This is a genomic window from Psychrobacter sp. MES7-P7E, assembly GCF_002863645.1.
Taxonomy (GTDB): Bacteria; Pseudomonadota; Gammaproteobacteria; order Pseudomonadales; family Moraxellaceae; genus Psychrobacter.
This window is the reverse complement of record NZ_PJBU01000108.1, coordinates 1-16,094: the sequence shown is the minus strand read 5'-3', so window position 1 is coordinate 16,094 and position 16,094 is coordinate 1. Positions and strand designations below refer to the sequence as shown.

Sequence of the window (16,094 nt, the reverse complement as noted above, 5' to 3'; positions counted from 1 at the left end):
TGCTCATAAAAAAACCGCCTTCCATCAAATGGAAGGCGGTTTTTTCTATACAAAGATATTGTTAGGTAGCTCTTACAATTAGTCTTGTAGATAGCTTAGCAGACGCATAAATTCGATATACATCCAGACTAAGGTCGCAAGAATACCAATACTGAACAACCACTCGTAATCTTCAGACACACCCATCGCAACACCGCGATCAATATTATCGAAATCTAATAGCAAGGTGAAAGAAGCGATAACGATGACAAATAAGCTAAAGCCAATAGCGATAGCGCCACCTTCAAATAGGAACGGCAATGATGAGCCAAACGCTAGAGAAAGTACCCACTGTGCTACATAAACAAGCATAATGGCAATGACCGCCGAGGTCACGATAGAACGGAACTTTTCAGTAACCTTAACTAAACCTGAACGATATAACCCAAGCATAACTGCAGCTGTGACGAAAGTTGCGCACATTGCAGTGACTGGTACTGTTGGATACATTCTCATGAAAAATAATGAGATGCCGCCCAAAAATATACCTTCTAACAAGGCGTAAGGCACTGCCAAAGTCTTGGCTTTTTGCGGCTTGAAGGTAATAAAAAGAGCCAGAACAAACGCAGCAATCATGCTACCAAAGGCTGCCATCGTAATAAAACCTTGCGATAAACCTGCCATAAGCGCATAAAAGAAAAAGCCCACACCAGTAATAGCTGATAAACCAAGTAACAAGCTGGTCTTTTGAATTACGCCCTTGACCGTCATTGGATTACCGCCGATCGCAAGTTCTGCGCGACTGACAATAGGATTGGCCATACATAAGTCCTTAATAATAAAATATAAAAATAGTGATGTTAGTTACTTTAGCAAAACCGCCATTATTGTCAACTGTGTTTGCGTGACAACTGCTGCGGTGCAACCTCAGGCTGTTCATTGTCTAGTGCATCGAGCTACAGTATCGCCCAATACGCTAATTGAAAAACTGAACAGACAGATCTGACTAAGTAAAACATTCGATAGCTTTTATATGGGGTCAGTTACGACAGTTAACAACGATAATTCATAAACATGCTAGTCTAAGCGCGCATTTATCGCTATCATTACCTTGTACTTCACCGTTATACCGAGTCGTTTTATGGAAAACTCAGCGCAGTCAGCAAGATTGCCACACTTACATGAATCAGAGCTATTCCACGCTATTAAAAACCCCGCCTTTAGGCGTATTGGTCTAATGGGCCGTGCTGGTAAACGTAGTGTCACTCAAAGCTTGGTACAGATTGCCCAAACCGTGAATGATATGAATTTGACGTTGATAATGGATGTACAAACGGCCAATTTGCCAACGCTTGATCTCACAGACATAGAAAGAGTCAAAATCGTCAAACGTGGTTTGATTGGTGAGATTTGTGATTTGGTTATTGTTGTTGGCGGTGATGGTTCGATACTACATGCGGCTGAAGCGCTAGCACGCTACCGTGTACCTGTATTAGGGGTTAACCGTGGTCGTTTAGGATTTTTAGCAGATGTAAAACCTGATGAAGCTGCCTTTAAGTTACGCCAAGTATTGATGGGGGACTATCAACTGGACCATCGGTTTTTATTGACTATGGAGATACGAGAAGGGCGCAAAATTATCCATGAAGACATGGCGCTGAACGACATCGTACTGCATGCTGGTAAATCCGTACATATGATTGATTTTCAGATGAAAATTGATGGACATGACGTTTATAGACAGCATAGTGATGGCTTGATAGCAGCAACACCGACTGGTTCTACTGCTTATGCCTTATCAGGTGGCGGTCCAATTATTCATCCGAGTATGGACGCTATTTGTCTGGTGCCGATGCATCCCCATACATTATCTAGCAGACCGATTGTGGTCAGCGGTAATAGTGAGGTTTGTATTCGTATCCACGAAGACAATCGTACTCAGCCGATGGTAAGTGCGGACGGTAAGCCAAGCGTGCCACTTGAGCAAGAGCAGCGCCTCCATATTCGTAAGCATCCTGATAAGCTTACCTTGTTGCACCCACCTGGGTTTGACTTTTATGAGGCCTGCCGTACAAAGCTGCACTGGAACGTACATGCCGAAGAATTCAGTCTTGATGTCGATGATGATATTATAGACGATGAATAAGCGTATCTATTAGACCAAAATATGATGCAAAAAATGGTAGTGGAGAGTAGGCAAGATGGATAAACAAACAATACTAGCAAGTCTAACGCCCGAAGTGGTTGATAAATTTCGTATGGCGATTGAGCTAGGTAAATGGCCTGACGGTCGTAAGATTACCGCTGAGCAGCGTGAGACTTGTATGCAAGCTGTGATGGTATGGGAACATGAGCATCTGCCGCCAGCTGAGCGTACAGGTTATATTCATAAACCCGTAAAAGACGATGGTACTGTCGTTGGCGCTGAATGTGATGTCGAGCACGAGCATCACTACCCTAATATGCCGAATCCTAAAGGTGCGGTACAGCCTGTTAAGTTTCGTGATAAATAGATTTATAAATAAGTTGTAATAGTTGTGATAAAAACAATTATCATAAAAAGCCACGCTATATAGCGTGGCTTTTTTACTTTATCAATAATTAAATTATCAGAAATAGCTTAATCATCATAGACGATTAAATAGCAGTCGTATCGACACTAGGACGAACCGTTAGCGGGTTCTTTTGCATCAAAAATCCTTGCCAGCCCCAATGTAAAAAATTACGGATATTGGCATGATCGGTACCGTTAGGCGTTGCTTGAACCTTGGCATAATGCTCGCCAAATAGCTTAAGCGTGTCCAATTGGTTCAGGCCATGGTGCTTAGCAAAACCAAAAATCTTTGCGCTACCTTCGTTCTCACCGGCTGCATTATGTACCATTCCATTTACGAAAGGAGCAGGCGCATAGCGATAAAAATCATCGATAAAGCTGATGACATCATTGAATCCAATGGCTTTTTTGTTCAAACCATTAAGTAATGCCGATACATCTGATTGGCGGATACTCATAAATAAATGACCTCAGAGCAGATTAAAAAAACAATATAATATTTATGTGTGCTCAATGATGATAGTAGCCGTTGAGCGTTCAGCATTATAATTTAGCTAGCTTAGCGATTAAAGTAGTCTTCGTCATCAAACGAAGGCGAAAAGTTGCCTTGTTCAAGATGCTGCATTTGCGACTGTACAGAACGCTCATGCTGAATACGTTGATAAATCTCTTCGCGGTGTACTGCAATATCTTTAGGTGCGTTTACACCGATACGTACTTGATTGCCTTTGACGCCTAGAACCGTCACACTTACTTCGTCGCCAATCATTAGCGTTTCGCCCACGCGGCGTGTCAAAATTAACATGCGTCACACTCCTTATGTCGCATCAACAAATTATTACTCATCAGATTACTTCTCAATTGCAGAACATCACCGCAGCACCAAACATGCAATATAACCATTATCACGATGCCAGATATCGTGCCAATAGCGGTAATGATAGGTAGATTCATTTAGCCCAAATGAAAGCCCCATTATAGGCGGCATAACAGATACTGTCACGGTTTTTCACAAAACTATTAGGTAAATGCTCATTTCAACTATGCTAAAAAATAAAAATAGGACCTAAAAAGATCCTATTTTATTTAAGTACTGTTTTTATTTAGATACTATTAATTCAAACGCTATTAATTTAAATGCTGTTTATCTATATACTATATAAAGTATAAAGTCATTAATAGCGATTAATAGATAACCATTAAAGCTAATGCTATATTTTAACAGTTTTTATGTCTTATAGCCCAGCGATTTTGCTTTCACCGTCTTCACGATCTAGGCCAAATGCCGTGTGCAATGACTTAACGGCTTTTTCTAAGTGTTGATCCTGAATTAGGACCGACACTTTGATTTCGCTGGTTGAAATCATTTGGATATTGATGTTGTTTTCAGCCAGTGTTTGGAACATAAGACTAGCGACACCTGCGTGTGAACGCATGCCAACACCAACCAATGACACTTTGACGACTTCACTGTTGCCCAATATTTCTTTGGCGCCAATTTCATCTTTTACTTCTTCGTTAAGCACTTTTAGCGTCTTATCTAAATCAGTGCGGTTAACCGTGAAAGTAAAATCAGTGGTACCGTTATCCGAAAGGTTTTGTACAATCATATCGATTTCGATATTGGCACGACCAATTGGGCTTAAGATAGCAGAGGCGATACCAGGATGGTCAGGCACGCCGCGTACTAAGATTTTTGCTTCGTCTCTATTGAACGCGATACCTGAGATGATTGCCTGTTCCATATTGTCTCCTTCGTCTATCGTAATTAGGGTACCCACGTTGTCTTGAAATTCTTGGTCAAAGCTACCGTCTGTGTTTTCATCAAAGCTAGAGAGTACACGTAGCGGCACGCCATATTTACCAGCGAATTCTACTGAGCGAATTTGTAGAATCTTAGAGCCAAGACTTGCCATTTCAAGCATTTCTTCAAATGTAATTTTTTCAAGTTTTTTGGCTTTTGAGGTCACGCGAGGGTCAGTGGTATAGACGCCATCGACGTCGGTATAAATTTGACACTCGTCAGCGCCCAAGGCCGCGGCAATCGCCACACCTGTGGTATCAGAACCACCGCGTCCTAATGTGGTCGCGTTGCCTTCTTCGTCGATACCTTGGAAACCTGCCACAATAACGATATTGCCAGCATCTAATTGCTCACGTATGTTTTTGTCATCGATGCTTTCGATACGGGCTTTGTTATGGGCGTTGTCGGTCTTAATCGCGACTTGGCGACCAGTCATTGAACGGGCACCAATACCAAGCTCTTTAATGGCCATAGCGAGGAGTGAGATAGAAACCTGCTCACCTGTTGAGACCATCTGATCGTATTCGCGAGGATCAGGTTGCGTGCTAATTTGGCGAGCTAGATCAATCAAACGGTTGGTTTCGCCGCTCATGGCTGAGACCACGACGACCACTTGATGACCATTGTCATGCCAGCGTTTGACTCGTTTGGCGACGTTTTTGATGCGGTCGATACTGCCCATCGAGGTGCCGCCGTATTTCTGTACTATTAACGCCATAAAAATCTACCTATTTATTCAATAATGACTTTTTATTGTCATTGATGAGAGTCAATGTGATGCTCGTCAATGCTTGTATAGATAAAGCCAGATGATAAGAGTTATGCCTTTAGGTCTTTCATTCTTCTAATGGTATCTATCAACCTTATGGAATGAACAATATGCCCAAACGTTGACCTTTATACCATATCTGCCGCATAACTTTAAGCCTCAGGAGCGCTTAGATGTATGGCGATTGGTTATAGTAGTTATAACCAATCACGTATTCTATGCGTAGTGGAGTAAAGCTATGCGATAAATATAAGGTACATTGTGACGCGCTATACCAGTATATTCGCGAGTTTAATATTCGCCAGCTTAGCTAAGCTGGGTTTCAATCCAAGCAGGTAGAGCGCTGATAACCGCTGTACTATTGCCAGACTTCGGTGCACCGCCTTGTGCGTAGTCAGGCTTACCGCCACCTTTACCACCAAGCTCACCTGCCAAGTGACGAATAATATCACCAGCCTTCACTTTGGCAGTAACAGATTTTGCGACGCTCGCTGCGAGTGCTAACTGGTCATCTTTATCACCAATTAATACAATCACGCTATCAGGCAGTTTTGATTTGATATCGTCCATCAGCGTACGGATAGATTTACCATCGATACCGCTTAAGGTGCTGATAAGAACTGGCGTACCGGCGATCGTTTGTACATCATCAAGCAAATTGGCTGCTTGAGCGCTGGCGATTTTTTGCTGCAAGCGCTCTAGTTGTTTTTCTAGGTCGCGTTGCTTATCAGCCATCGTACGGACACGCTGCGCTACTTCAGGACGTTTTACTTTTAGCTGACTTGTGAGCTCGCTCAGTTGTTGCTCGCTTTGCTGAATGTTTTTGACCGCGTTCATGCCAGTGACAGCTTCAACTCGGCGGATACCAGCAGCAATACCAGACTCACTGGTGATTTTTAGCACACCGATATCGCCAGTACGCTGTACGTGCAAGCCACCACATAGCTCGATAGAGAAAGGCTTGCGCTGACCATCAACGATACGATCTGTACCCATGGTTAGGACTCGAACGTCACTGCCATACTTTTCGCCAAACAGTGCCATAGCGCCTTGATTCATCGCTTCGTCAATCGACATATGCTCGATACGGGCAGGGGTGTTGGCTTGAATTTGCTCATTAACGAGACGTTCAACACGCATGATCTCAGCGGCGCTGACAGGTTTGTCATAAGCAAAGTCAAAACGTAACACTTCGCTTGAAACTAGTGAGCCTTTTTGCGTGACCGCGTCGCCCAGCACTTCTCTTAGCGCTGCATGCAATAGGTGAGTGGCTGAGTGGTTTTTGGCGCTGGCTGCACGAATGCTGGACAGTACTTGCGCTTCAGCAGTCTGCTTAGTACTGATATCACCCATGGTCACGACACCATAATGGATAATCGCCTGACCAGATTTTTTGGTATCTTGTACTTCAAAGACGCCAGATGCTGTACGAATTTCACCAAGCTCACCAACTTGACCACCACCTTCGGCATAAAATGGGGTGCGATCTAATACCACAACGCCTTCCATGCCTTCTGTTAAGCTGTCTGCTGGGTTGCCGTCTTGATAAAGCGCGTCAATAGTCACGCCGTCTTCTTCAAGCTGCTCATAGCCGATAAATGTCGTTGGTGTTTCTACTTGGATGACACTGCTGTAATCGACGTCAAACTTGCCAGCATCACGCGCACGCTCACGTTGTGCCTGCATATGCTCATCAAATTCCGCTTCATCAATAGCAATACCACGCTCACGAGTGATATCGGCGGTCAAATCAAGTGGGAAACCATAGGTATCATAAAGCTTAAATGCCGCTTCACCAGATAGCGTATCGCCATCTTGCAAGCCTTCAAGTTCGCTGGCAAGTAAACGTAAGCCTTGTGCCAGTGTTTTAGCAAACTGTGCTTCTTCTTTTTGAATGGCGTTTTCGATGACGCTCTGCTTGTCTTTTAGCTCAGGATAGGCACTGCCCATTTCAGCCACAAGCGGCGCAACCATTTTATAGAAGAATTCGCTATCAGCACCAAGTTTGTTGCCATGACGTACTGCGCGACGAATGACACGGCGCAATACATAGCCACGACCTTCGTTACTTGGCGTGACACCATCAGCAATCAAAAATGCTACAGCACGAATATGGTCGGCGATGACTTTTAATGATGATTGTTGCTCATTATTGATTTCTAAGATGTCAGCCGCTGCGTCCATCAAATGGACAAACAAGTCGATCTCATAGTTGCCATGAACGCCTTGCATGATGGCACTAATACGCTCAAGCCCCATGCCTGTATCGACGCTAGGTGCAGGGAGTGGTAATAGCGTGCCGTCTTTTTGACGATTGAACTGCATGAATACGCAGTTCCAAATCTCAATATAGCGATCGCCGTCTTCTTCTGGGGTACCTGGCAAGCCGCCTTCGATGTCGGCGCCATGGTCATAAAAGACTTCGGTACAAGGACCACAAGGACCAGTATCACCCATTGTCCAAAAGTTATCAGAAGCGTAAGGAGCACCCTTGTTATCACCAATACGAATGATGCGCTCACTTGGAATGCCGATATTTTTATTCCAAATCTCAAAGGCTTCGTCGTCAGTTTCATAGATAGTGACATAAAGACGATTTTTATCAATCGCTAACCACTTCTCCGAGGTCAAAAACTCCCAAATGTACTCGATGCCTGCTTGCTTGAAATAATCACCAAACGAGAAATTACCAAGCATTTCAAAGAAAGTATGATGACGTGCGGTATAGCCGACATTATCCAAATCATTATGTTTGCCGCCAGCACGTACGCACTTTTGCGAGGTTACCGCACGTGTATAGTCACGTGGTTCCATACCCAAAAAGGTTTCTTTAAATTGATTCATACCGGCATTGGTAAATAGCAATGTCGGATCATTGTGTGGAATCAAGCTAGACGATGAAACTTGGGTGTGCTGCTTGCTTATGAAAAAATCGATAAAGGCTTGGCGAATATCGGCTGAGCGAAATGGCTGGCTCACAGCGGCTCCTTACTGACGGATAGAATTGAGTAAATGACATAAAATAATTTTGCAAGCGATTTTAGCACAAACGCCCAAGCTCTTGGTACAAGAGTTATAACTACTAGGTTATTATACGTGTGCTAGTCATCGCCTAATTTATAGAGTATTAAGATTAATTGGTCAAAATTGCCGCATCCGTTTCATCCAATTTGTCTTGCGTCGTTGGATTGGACTCGATTACTTGCACAGGCAAATAACGTAGTTGGAGCTTAATTGGCAAGTACTCTGGGAAATTCTCTGCCATATCATTAGTAATGAGTGTCTCAATCTGGCGTACGTCATATGAGCTCGGCAAAGTCTCTCCACGTACGATTGCCCGCACTACTTGATTTTCTTCTGAGGTATCAAATTGCGTATTGGTTAATACATTGCCTTGGTCGATAAAGTAGTTGTTAATGGTTTCTTTGACATTACTCTCAAACACTTGCTGCTTGGCATTGGTCTGTAGGTTGATGGTTAAGTAGGCACCTAAGCCACCAAGTAGTAATAAAGTCACGGCGTTACGCTGCAAAAAAGTCAAATAGGTATTGGATTTATAATCGTCATCGACCAAACGACGAAACCCTAAGACCCACAATACAAGCGCATTGGTAAACTGGATAGCAAGAATGTTGGTCGCTGCCAATAATAGCGCACCAAGCCCAAGCTGCATCTCGCCATTAGCGAGCAAGATACCACTAGCAGCCAGTGGTGGCACCAAGGCTGTGGCAACCGCAACGCCAACAACCGCAACCGAGAGATGCGGAGATACCATCGCGTACGCGCCAGCTGTACCACCTGCTAAGGCAATCATTAAATCCATAGAGGTGGGCTGGGTACGTGATAGGATTTCTGCCGTTAGCGGTTGGTCTTTATGTAGCCAACCAACGATAAAGCCGACCAATACCACCAGCGAGACACCGATAATAACGGTAAAAAGCGACTTACGTAGCAGTGGCATACGGTGATCGATAATTGCTAGCGCTATACCCGTAATAGGGCCTAGCATCATCGCAACTAACATTGCTCCAATGACCACGGCTGCTGAATTGGTCACTAGGCCATAACTCGCAATGATGGCAGATAAGATGTTCATGATGAAGTACATCTTGCTAGGCAGCGCGTTCGCCTCGATTCTAACCCGTACTTCTGGGTAATCTACCTTTTGATTGCTGAACTGCTCGGCGACAAACTGCTTATAAGATTCAAGCTTGGCTTCTTTTTCCTCTTGAACCTCATCTTCGTCACTTTCATCTTGAGGTTTTTGAGCGTCGCTATCTTCTACATCGTTGTTTTTACTTTGGTTTTTATCTTCTGAGTCATTATTTTGATGGTCGTCATCGCGACTAGATTTGTTTTTTGTTTTTGGTTGATTGGCTGTTTTGTTATCTGATGACTGTGCTGCGATATTTGTGTCATCAGCAGGGTCGTCTTCTACTTCTACCGTTACTTCAGCATCACTATCATCTTGAGCACTTTTTTCTGTTGTTTCTGCCGTATCCGACTGGAAGAAATCGGACTTCTCTTTCGCTTCTATAGACTCTGATTCTGCAACCTCAGACGCTTCAGTATTTGATTGTGACTCAGGTTCTGTCGATTCTAAGGTTGCTACGACCACATCGTCACTGATAGTTTCCATGGTTATCTCAGCGTCAGGTGGCTGCGCACATTCAGTGTCTACTTCGGAGTCTATTTCGCCATCTGTATCAGTCGATTGCTTGTGTTGATTGTCTTCGCTTTCATCATTGTCTACAGCGGCATCATCAACTACTGGGTCAATTGTCGCGTCTTGATTGTGAGAGGCGTCAATAATGATTGGTGAATCATTTTGATCCACTGAGTTAGGCGCAGTGTTTTTTTCAGATGAGGACATAGCAGATAGCGTTCTTAGTAGGTAAAGAAAGTCATTATTGTAATGATAAATAGATAAAGATATAGGGGATTCTTGAAAATATAAAAAAGAGTTGAGAGAAGGTGGGAGTAAGAACTGGTATTTCTTATGATTAAGTCTAAAACCTTAATAATAGCATGGTTTTTATTCTAAAGTCATTCAATATAGATGCTACAAGGGTTCACGATAAATACTTACTTTTTTTGTGGAATTAAGGTTAAATATATTATATCCACAATAAAGATAAGGAATAATTTATGAACTGGCCGTTATTTTCTGTCATCTACTCAATGGCAGCTACTGTGACTATCGGACTTTTTATGATTGGTGCTCTCATTACAGGGTTCGATGAGATATTTCATATTCAAATAGCAGTGGGATTGGGCGTTCTAGCTTCGATACCTGCAGGATTATTCTTTACCAAAAAAATTGGCAGTATTACTGGCAATGAAGAAGGCTATAAAACATAAAATCAAACATAAGGACAAGCAATGTTATCGATGTGAAGTGGAACCGCCTATCAGCAAACAAAAAAAGACCTCAATATTGAGGTCTTTTTTATCATTAAAAATATCTGCTAACTAGCATCGAAGCTAGATTCAATAAGGTTCTATTTATTGAAGTTCGACAACTGCGCCATTTTCGATATTGGCATAAACTTCTAACACATCCCAGTTGGTCAAACGAACACAACCTGCTGAGCCTTGACGACTGATACCTTCAGGTACTGGTGAGCCATGTAAACCGTAAGAAGGCTTAGATAATCCCATCCAAACGACACCGACTGGGTTGTTTGGTCCTGGTGCTATCATATGAACTTTCTTTTGAGCGCCTTCACCAACGGTTGATTTATACCAAGGCATTTTCACTTTATTGATGATTTTGAACGTGCCTTTTGGAGACGGTGTGGCATCGCTACCAACGGTCGTCGGATAAGTAGCAACCAACTTATCACCATTATAGGCATACAATGTTTTATCGGCTTTGTTGGCGACTACGCGATTAATACGTTGGTTCAGCTTGTCGCGAGTATTTAGTACTGTGATAGTCTCGCCAACAGCATACTTTTTGTTTTTGTTAAGTTTATCTAAGTAACGTACATCCATATGGAAACGTTCACCTAGCATCTCTTTGATATCTTGATAATAAAGACCTTTCATTTTTGACTTCGCTTCCGAACCAGAAGGGGTAGTCGCAAAATTGGTATTGATATCGTCTGCGGTCAACGTATAAGTGACCAGTACAGGTTTGTTCGCAGGGATATTTTTAACCAAGGCATCCCAAGTTTTTTGGTCCATTTTACCAGTCGCTGGCAAGCCTTTCATCGTTTGGAAGTTAACAAGGGCTTTTTTGCTGTTCATACCCCAACCGCCATCAATAGGACCAGGAGAAGCATGGTTCCAATCAAGCAATGCCTGCATTTTGATCGTCATCGCTGAGTTGACTTTCATATTAGGTGACCAGACAGCACCATTCACTTGCTTGGCATAGTTCGACAAGTTCAGCGTTGTATGCTTCTTACCATCTTTGTCTTCGATGTTTTTGATGGTTGGATCGTCGCTAAAGTCTTGACGCTTTTCGTTCTCTGGTAACTCAAAAGCGAGTGGATCAGACGAGTCGATAGATGATAGGTCGCTAGGCGCAGCGACGGCTTGACCTTCACTAATGTCATCATTGCGGTCAGCTTGCTCATCTTTACGCGTTAGTTCTGCTGCACTCATATTATCAGCAACTGGGGCTGGCACGTTTTGGTTGGCTTCTTGCTTATTATTGATAAGCTGGTTCATGCTGTCGACTGGTTTCGCTTTCTCTGTATTTAACTGTACAGTAGCAGCGCCATCTGAGCGACTACGGTTTTCTTGCACATTAAGGCTAACCTTTTTGGCAAGACCTGGCATAGCGTCAGCCGTGCGTACTGGCAATGTGCGAGTACTATCGGCAGGTGCAGCAAGTGCGGCTACACTAGCACTTACAGCTGCGATAGATATGGCAGTAATAATTGGCTTTATTTTCATCATATTGAGTCACTTGTGGTTGCTACTAATGCGGCTATTATGCGCATAATTTGATTGCATCGCAAACTTTTGACACATCTTTTTGCATTTAAGACTTGCCAAACGTCAACTGCTGACGTATTCGCTACAGTTGGGTAATAATTTAACCAAGGTGTGTATGGCGTCGTGCTCGATTCTTACGCAAACTGTCCATTATTCGCACTATTTTTTGTGCAAGTAAAAATGACAGTTATTGGCGCTACTAGAGGTTTACGTCTATAATGTATGACTGAATTTTATTTAATATAACGATTTTTAGCAAACAGCAATTTAACCCGCTAGCAGTTAATCCACAAGGTGCGATATGTCAGAAGACCAAACAATGAGTGCAGAAGAGTTTCAAAACCAATACTTCAATGATGAGTCTGAAGGCTTAGACGGTGAGATGGAGTATGATTTAGAGACTGGACTTCTTGGTGAGCACGATGAATTTGCTAACTTACATGCAGAGCTAAACGAAGCACGTGAGCAGCTTGTCAGTATTCGCGACTTTATTCGTTTTTCAGTCACGCAGCTGCGTAACTACGACGTCGTTGTTGCACAAGGTACGACCGATGAGTTTGCAGAAGCGTCAGCCATTGTCTTGCACTCTTTGTCTCTCGATTGGTCTGCTAATGAGCAGATTTTAGACTGTCGTCTGACCACGTCTGAAAAACAGTTGGTACTAGGACTATTAGAAGAGCGTATCGCTGAACGTAAGCCACTCAGTTATTTAATTAACTTGTCATACTTCTGCGACCTGCCTTTTTATGTCGATGAGCGTGTTCTTATCCCGCGTTCACCGATTGCAGAGTTGATTCGTCAGCAGTTCCATCCGTACTTTGAAGTTACTGAATTGGCCAAACCACTGGGTGTCAGTCCGAACGAAAAGTCAGCGGTATTTTATGACCATGGCTTGGATGTGAAGCAATTGTCGCAGCCTGAGCGTATCTTGGACTTGTGTACTGGCTCTGGTTGTATCGCAATCGCGCTTGCTACCCGTTTCGTTGATGCGTTGGTCGATGCTGTTGATATCGATAAAGGCGCATTAGAAGTGGCAATGGTCAATGTCGATCATCATGATCTTGGCCATCAAGTAAACGTAATCGAGTCTGATTTGTTTGCCAAGATACCTGCTGAAAACCAGTATGAGCTTATCGTCACCAATCCACCGTACGTCGATGCGGCTATCATGGCAGATTTACCGCCTGAGTTTTTGTATGAGCCTGAGCATGCACTAGCAGCTGGCCAAGACGGCTTAGATTTGGTACATCGTATCTTATTTGAAGCGCCAGATTACCTTAGCCCAGATGGTTTGCTGATCTGTGAAGTAGGTGACAGCGAATGGGCACTAAAACAAGCCTATCCTGAAATCCAGTTTGATTGGTTGAAGTTTGCACATGGCGGTCATGGTGTCTTTGCGATTACCTATGATGAGCTAGTCTCAAACCGTCAATTGTTTGCCTCTTATGTTCAGCTATTAGATAGCCTTCAATAGACAGATATTGGGTCGGATAGACATCGGCTGCACGAGCCGAAACTATAAATAACAATACAATTACTCATTATAAGCAGTATAAGCAATAACCATGAGTGATTGGTCACATAGTCATCAGTAGCGTTTACTTGTTTAAGGACAGTTATGGCAGGCAATAGTATTGGGCAGGTTTTTACGGTCACCACTTGCGGTGAGTCACATGGCGCAGGCCTGATGGCCATCGTTGATGGCGTACCACCAGGTTTAGCATTATCTGCAGAAGACCTGCAAGTAGATTTGGATCGTCGCAAACCGGGTACGTCTAAGTATTCAACCCAGCGCCGTGAGTCTGATGAAGTTGAGATTATCTCTGGCGTATTTGAAGGCAAAACCACAGGTACGTCTATCGGTCTATTGATTCGCAATACCAATCAAAAATCTAAAGACTATAGCGATATCAAAGATACTTTCCGTCCTGGACACGCTGACTATACTTATAGTATGAAATATGGCTTCCGTGACTATCGTGGTGGCGGTCGTTCGTCAGCGCGTGAGACGGCTATGCGTGTAGCAGCTGGTGCTATCGCTAAGAAATACTTGCAAGAACGTCTGGGCGTACAAATTCGTGGTCACGTTACCCAAATCGGCAATGAGCATAGTAACGTCCTAGATCCGAGCCAAATTGATTGGGAGTTTGTAAATAGTAATCCGTTCTTTTGTGCAGACAGAGAAGCGATTGGCCGTTTTGAAACCTTGATTGATAACTTGCGCCGTGAAGGCACTAGCTGTGGCGCGCGCCTTGATATCATTGCGAGCGGTGTACCAGTCGGACTTGGCGAGCCAGTATTTGATCGTCTGGATGCTGATATCGCTCATGCGATGATGAGTATCAATGCGGTTAAAGGGGTTGAGATTGGTGATGGGATGGCGGTGGCAGGTCAATTCGGACATAGCGCTCGTGATGAGCTGACCCCAGATGGGTTTGCAGCCAATCATGCTGGTGGTGTCTTGGGCGGTATCTCATCAGGTCAAGATATCCGTGTGAGTATTGCGCTAAAACCAACGTCTAGTATTACCACCGCTGGCAAGAGCATTAACACTCAAGGTGAAGCAGTCGATATGCTTACTAAGGGTCGTCATGATCCTTGCGTTGGTGTGCGTGCTACGCCCATTGCCGAAGCGATGTTAGCGATTGTAGTGCTTGATCATTATCTGCGTCACCGTGGTCAAAACGCGGATGTGAAGCCGCCAGTACAATCGATTACTTAGTGTTTCATTGAATTCTGTTGAAAGTACACTTATCTTAAAAAGGCTTAAGTATGTCTGTTTATCATTATATATTAGCATGGTCTGAAAATAAGCCATTGTATCTAAGAGACAGTCTTCGAAGAATTTTAAATGCTTCTATTGATAATGATGATATTAATGAGCTAACTTTATTAGTTAAGAAAGAACACGGTGATGATACAGTCAATATTCAACCTATTTTTTATGATCAAACGCATATTCCGACAAGTATTCAAACTAATAATGACTATCCAAAATTACTAGGTTTGAAAAATCCTAAAAATATATCTGCTTTACATAGTGAAGCAGATTTAAAGTTTTCAGAAGATGGTCTAACCGTCATTTACGGTAATAACGGTTCTGGGAAATCAAGCTATTCAAGGATTTTTAAGAAGTTATGCTGGAGTAGAGCACCAAATATAGAATTGAAAACTAATATTTTTAGAAGCGATCAAACACAGCAGCAAGTTGAGATAAAAATAGGTTTTGAAGGTCAAAATATTGATTGGATATGGAATCAAAGTAATGAAAGTCATTCTCTGTTAAAGTCTATATTCGTATTCGATAGTGAATGTAGTGAAGTTTACATAAATAAAGATAACCCAGCTGAATATAAACCTGTTGGTATAGATTTGCTAGAAAGCTTAATCGATGTTTTTAACCAAATACAATCTAAGCTAAAATTGGAAATTTCACAATATAATGTAGTCAAGCCCGCTTTACCAGATTCACCAGTTAATGTACCAATCTCTAGCTGGTACAGTCAGATCGAGAATATCGATAATAAGCAGTTAAATGATTCTATCCAATTTAATCAAAGAGATATTGATAGAAAGAGTTTTTTAGAAAGTATTTTAGATAGCCCAAACCCAAGCAGAGATATACAGGACTTGAGGATTACCAAAAGCAACTTACAAAGTTACTTTCAAAAAGTATCAGAAATTGAAAGTTATTTCAGTACTCAAGCTATAGTTAATATTCGAGATTTCAAGCAAAGTTTTGACAGTACTAAACAGGCTTATGAAATAGCCAGGAATGAACTGAATGATTTGAATACTTTCCAAAGCTTTGGTACAAGCCCATGGAGGATTCTGTGGAGTTCAGCTCAGGATTTTGCTCACAGTTCTAATATGTCTGATGGACAAACCTTTCCATCAAATGAATCCTTGGATAAATGTGTATTATGTCAGCAAGACCTTGATGAAGAAGCTAAGAGGAGAATGCTACAGTTTAAGCAATTTGTTCTTAATGACATATCAAGTCAACATAATGAATTAAATAGAATATACGATAATAAAAA

Annotated in this window: 12 protein-coding genes and 1 pseudogene; 6 read left to right on the top strand and 7 right to left on the bottom strand. The window is 42.6% G+C overall.

What is annotated here, in order from left to right:
- Positions 1–78 precede the first annotated feature (78 nt).
- On the bottom strand, positions 79–801 hold the full coding sequence (locus tag CXF62_RS10235) for a Bax inhibitor-1/YccA family protein (protein ID WP_057759239.1): 723 nt from the start codon (positions 799–801) through the stop codon (positions 79–81).
- Positions 802–1,120: 319 nt separating this feature from the next.
- Between CXF62_RS10235 and CXF62_RS10230 the strand changes: the two genes are divergently transcribed.
- Positions 1,121–2,125, top strand: coding sequence for an NAD(+) kinase (locus CXF62_RS10230; RefSeq protein WP_179798759.1), 1,005 nt, complete (start codon positions 1,121–1,123; stop codon positions 2,123–2,125).
- A 55-nt stretch (positions 2,126–2,180) separates the two neighbouring features.
- The gene (locus tag CXF62_RS10225; RefSeq protein ID WP_102094259.1) at positions 2,181–2,492 is read left to right on the top strand and encodes a YeaC family protein; all 312 of its coding nucleotides are present in this window, start codon (positions 2,181–2,183) and stop codon (positions 2,490–2,492) included.
- Between the two features lie 124 nt (positions 2,493–2,616).
- Here CXF62_RS10225 and CXF62_RS10220 read toward each other — a convergent pair whose 3' ends face one another.
- The 5 genes and pseudogenes from CXF62_RS10220 to CXF62_RS10200 form a co-directional block, all read right to left on the bottom strand.
- Positions 2,617–2,991 (bottom strand): HopJ type III effector protein, encoded by a 375-nt coding sequence (locus CXF62_RS10220; RefSeq protein WP_057759243.1) that lies wholly within the window; start codon positions 2,989–2,991, stop codon positions 2,617–2,619.
- A 179-nt stretch (positions 2,992–3,170) separates the two neighbouring features.
- A pseudogene (csrA, locus tag CXF62_RS10215) lies at positions 3,171–3,338 on the bottom strand (carbon storage regulator CsrA); the annotation flags it as partial.
- A 430-nt stretch (positions 3,339–3,768) separates the two neighbouring features.
- On the bottom strand, positions 3,769–5,055 hold the full coding sequence (locus CXF62_RS10210; RefSeq protein WP_057759246.1) for an aspartate kinase: 1,287 nt from the start codon (positions 5,053–5,055) through the stop codon (positions 3,769–3,771).
- Between the two features lie 357 nt (positions 5,056–5,412).
- Positions 5,413–8,085 (bottom strand): alanine--tRNA ligase, encoded by a 2,673-nt coding sequence (alaS, locus tag CXF62_RS10205; protein ID WP_102094258.1) that lies wholly within the window; start codon positions 8,083–8,085, stop codon positions 5,413–5,415.
- A gap of 154 nt (positions 8,086–8,239) precedes the next feature.
- Entirely contained in the window at positions 8,240–9,979 is a 1,740-nt protein-coding gene (locus CXF62_RS10200) for a DUF389 domain-containing protein (protein WP_102094256.1), read from the bottom strand.
- A 275-nt stretch (positions 9,980–10,254) separates the two neighbouring features.
- Here CXF62_RS10200 and CXF62_RS10195 point away from each other — a divergent pair, with 275 nt between their 5' ends.
- On the top strand, positions 10,255–10,467 hold the full coding sequence (locus CXF62_RS10195; protein WP_102094255.1) for a hypothetical protein: 213 nt from the start codon (positions 10,255–10,257) through the stop codon (positions 10,465–10,467).
- Positions 10,468–10,611: 144 nt separating this feature from the next.
- On the opposite strand, the gene CXF62_RS10190 is transcribed toward CXF62_RS10195, so the two are convergent.
- A complete protein-coding gene (locus CXF62_RS10190) occupies positions 10,612–12,015 on the bottom strand; it encodes a L,D-transpeptidase family protein (RefSeq protein WP_185156643.1) in 1,404 nt (467 codons plus the stop codon).
- A gap of 340 nt (positions 12,016–12,355) precedes the next feature.
- Here CXF62_RS10190 and prmB point away from each other — a divergent pair, with 340 nt between their 5' ends.
- The 3 genes from prmB to CXF62_RS10175 all read left to right on the top strand — a co-directional run.
- A complete protein-coding gene (gene prmB, locus CXF62_RS10185) occupies positions 12,356–13,528 on the top strand; it encodes a 50S ribosomal protein L3 N(5)-glutamine methyltransferase (RefSeq protein ID WP_101206117.1) in 1,173 nt (390 codons plus the stop codon).
- Positions 13,529–13,672: 144 nt separating this feature from the next.
- Entirely contained in the window at positions 13,673–14,776 is a 1,104-nt protein-coding gene (gene aroC, locus CXF62_RS10180; protein WP_102094253.1) for a chorismate synthase, read from the top strand.
- 50 nt (positions 14,777–14,826) lie between these two features.
- Positions 14,827–16,094: hypothetical protein (locus CXF62_RS10175; RefSeq protein WP_145990553.1), on the top strand; the 1,268-nt coding region annotated here is incomplete at its 3' end.

Excerpts from the sequence above, each read along its gene's own strand:
- CXF62_RS10235 (WP_057759239.1), bottom strand. The coding sequence starts at position 801 with ATGGCCAATCCTATTGTCAGTCGCGCAGAACTTGCGATCGGCGGTAAT.
- CXF62_RS10230 (WP_179798759.1), top strand. The coding sequence starts at position 1,121 with ATGGAAAACTCAGCGCAGTCAGCAAGATTGCCACACTTACATGAATCA.
- CXF62_RS10225 (WP_102094259.1), top strand. The coding sequence starts at position 2,181 with ATGGATAAACAAACAATACTAGCAAGTCTAACGCCCGAAGTGGTTGAT.
- CXF62_RS10220 (WP_057759243.1), bottom strand. The coding sequence starts at position 2,991 with ATGAGTATCCGCCAATCAGATGTATCGGCATTACTTAATGGTTTGAAC.
- CXF62_RS10210 (WP_057759246.1), bottom strand. The coding sequence starts at position 5,055 with ATGGCGTTAATAGTACAGAAATACGGCGGCACCTCGATGGGCAGTATC.
- CXF62_RS10200 (WP_102094256.1), bottom strand. The coding sequence starts at position 9,979 with ATGTCCTCATCTGAAAAAAACACTGCGCCTAACTCAGTGGATCAAAAT.
- CXF62_RS10195 (WP_102094255.1), top strand. The coding sequence starts at position 10,255 with ATGAACTGGCCGTTATTTTCTGTCATCTACTCAATGGCAGCTACTGTG.
- CXF62_RS10190 (WP_185156643.1), bottom strand. The coding sequence starts at position 12,015 with ATGATGAAAATAAAGCCAATTATTACTGCCATATCTATCGCAGCTGTA.
- prmB (WP_101206117.1), top strand. The coding sequence starts at position 12,356 with ATGTCAGAAGACCAAACAATGAGTGCAGAAGAGTTTCAAAACCAATAC.
- aroC (WP_102094253.1), top strand. The coding sequence starts at position 13,673 with ATGGCAGGCAATAGTATTGGGCAGGTTTTTACGGTCACCACTTGCGGT.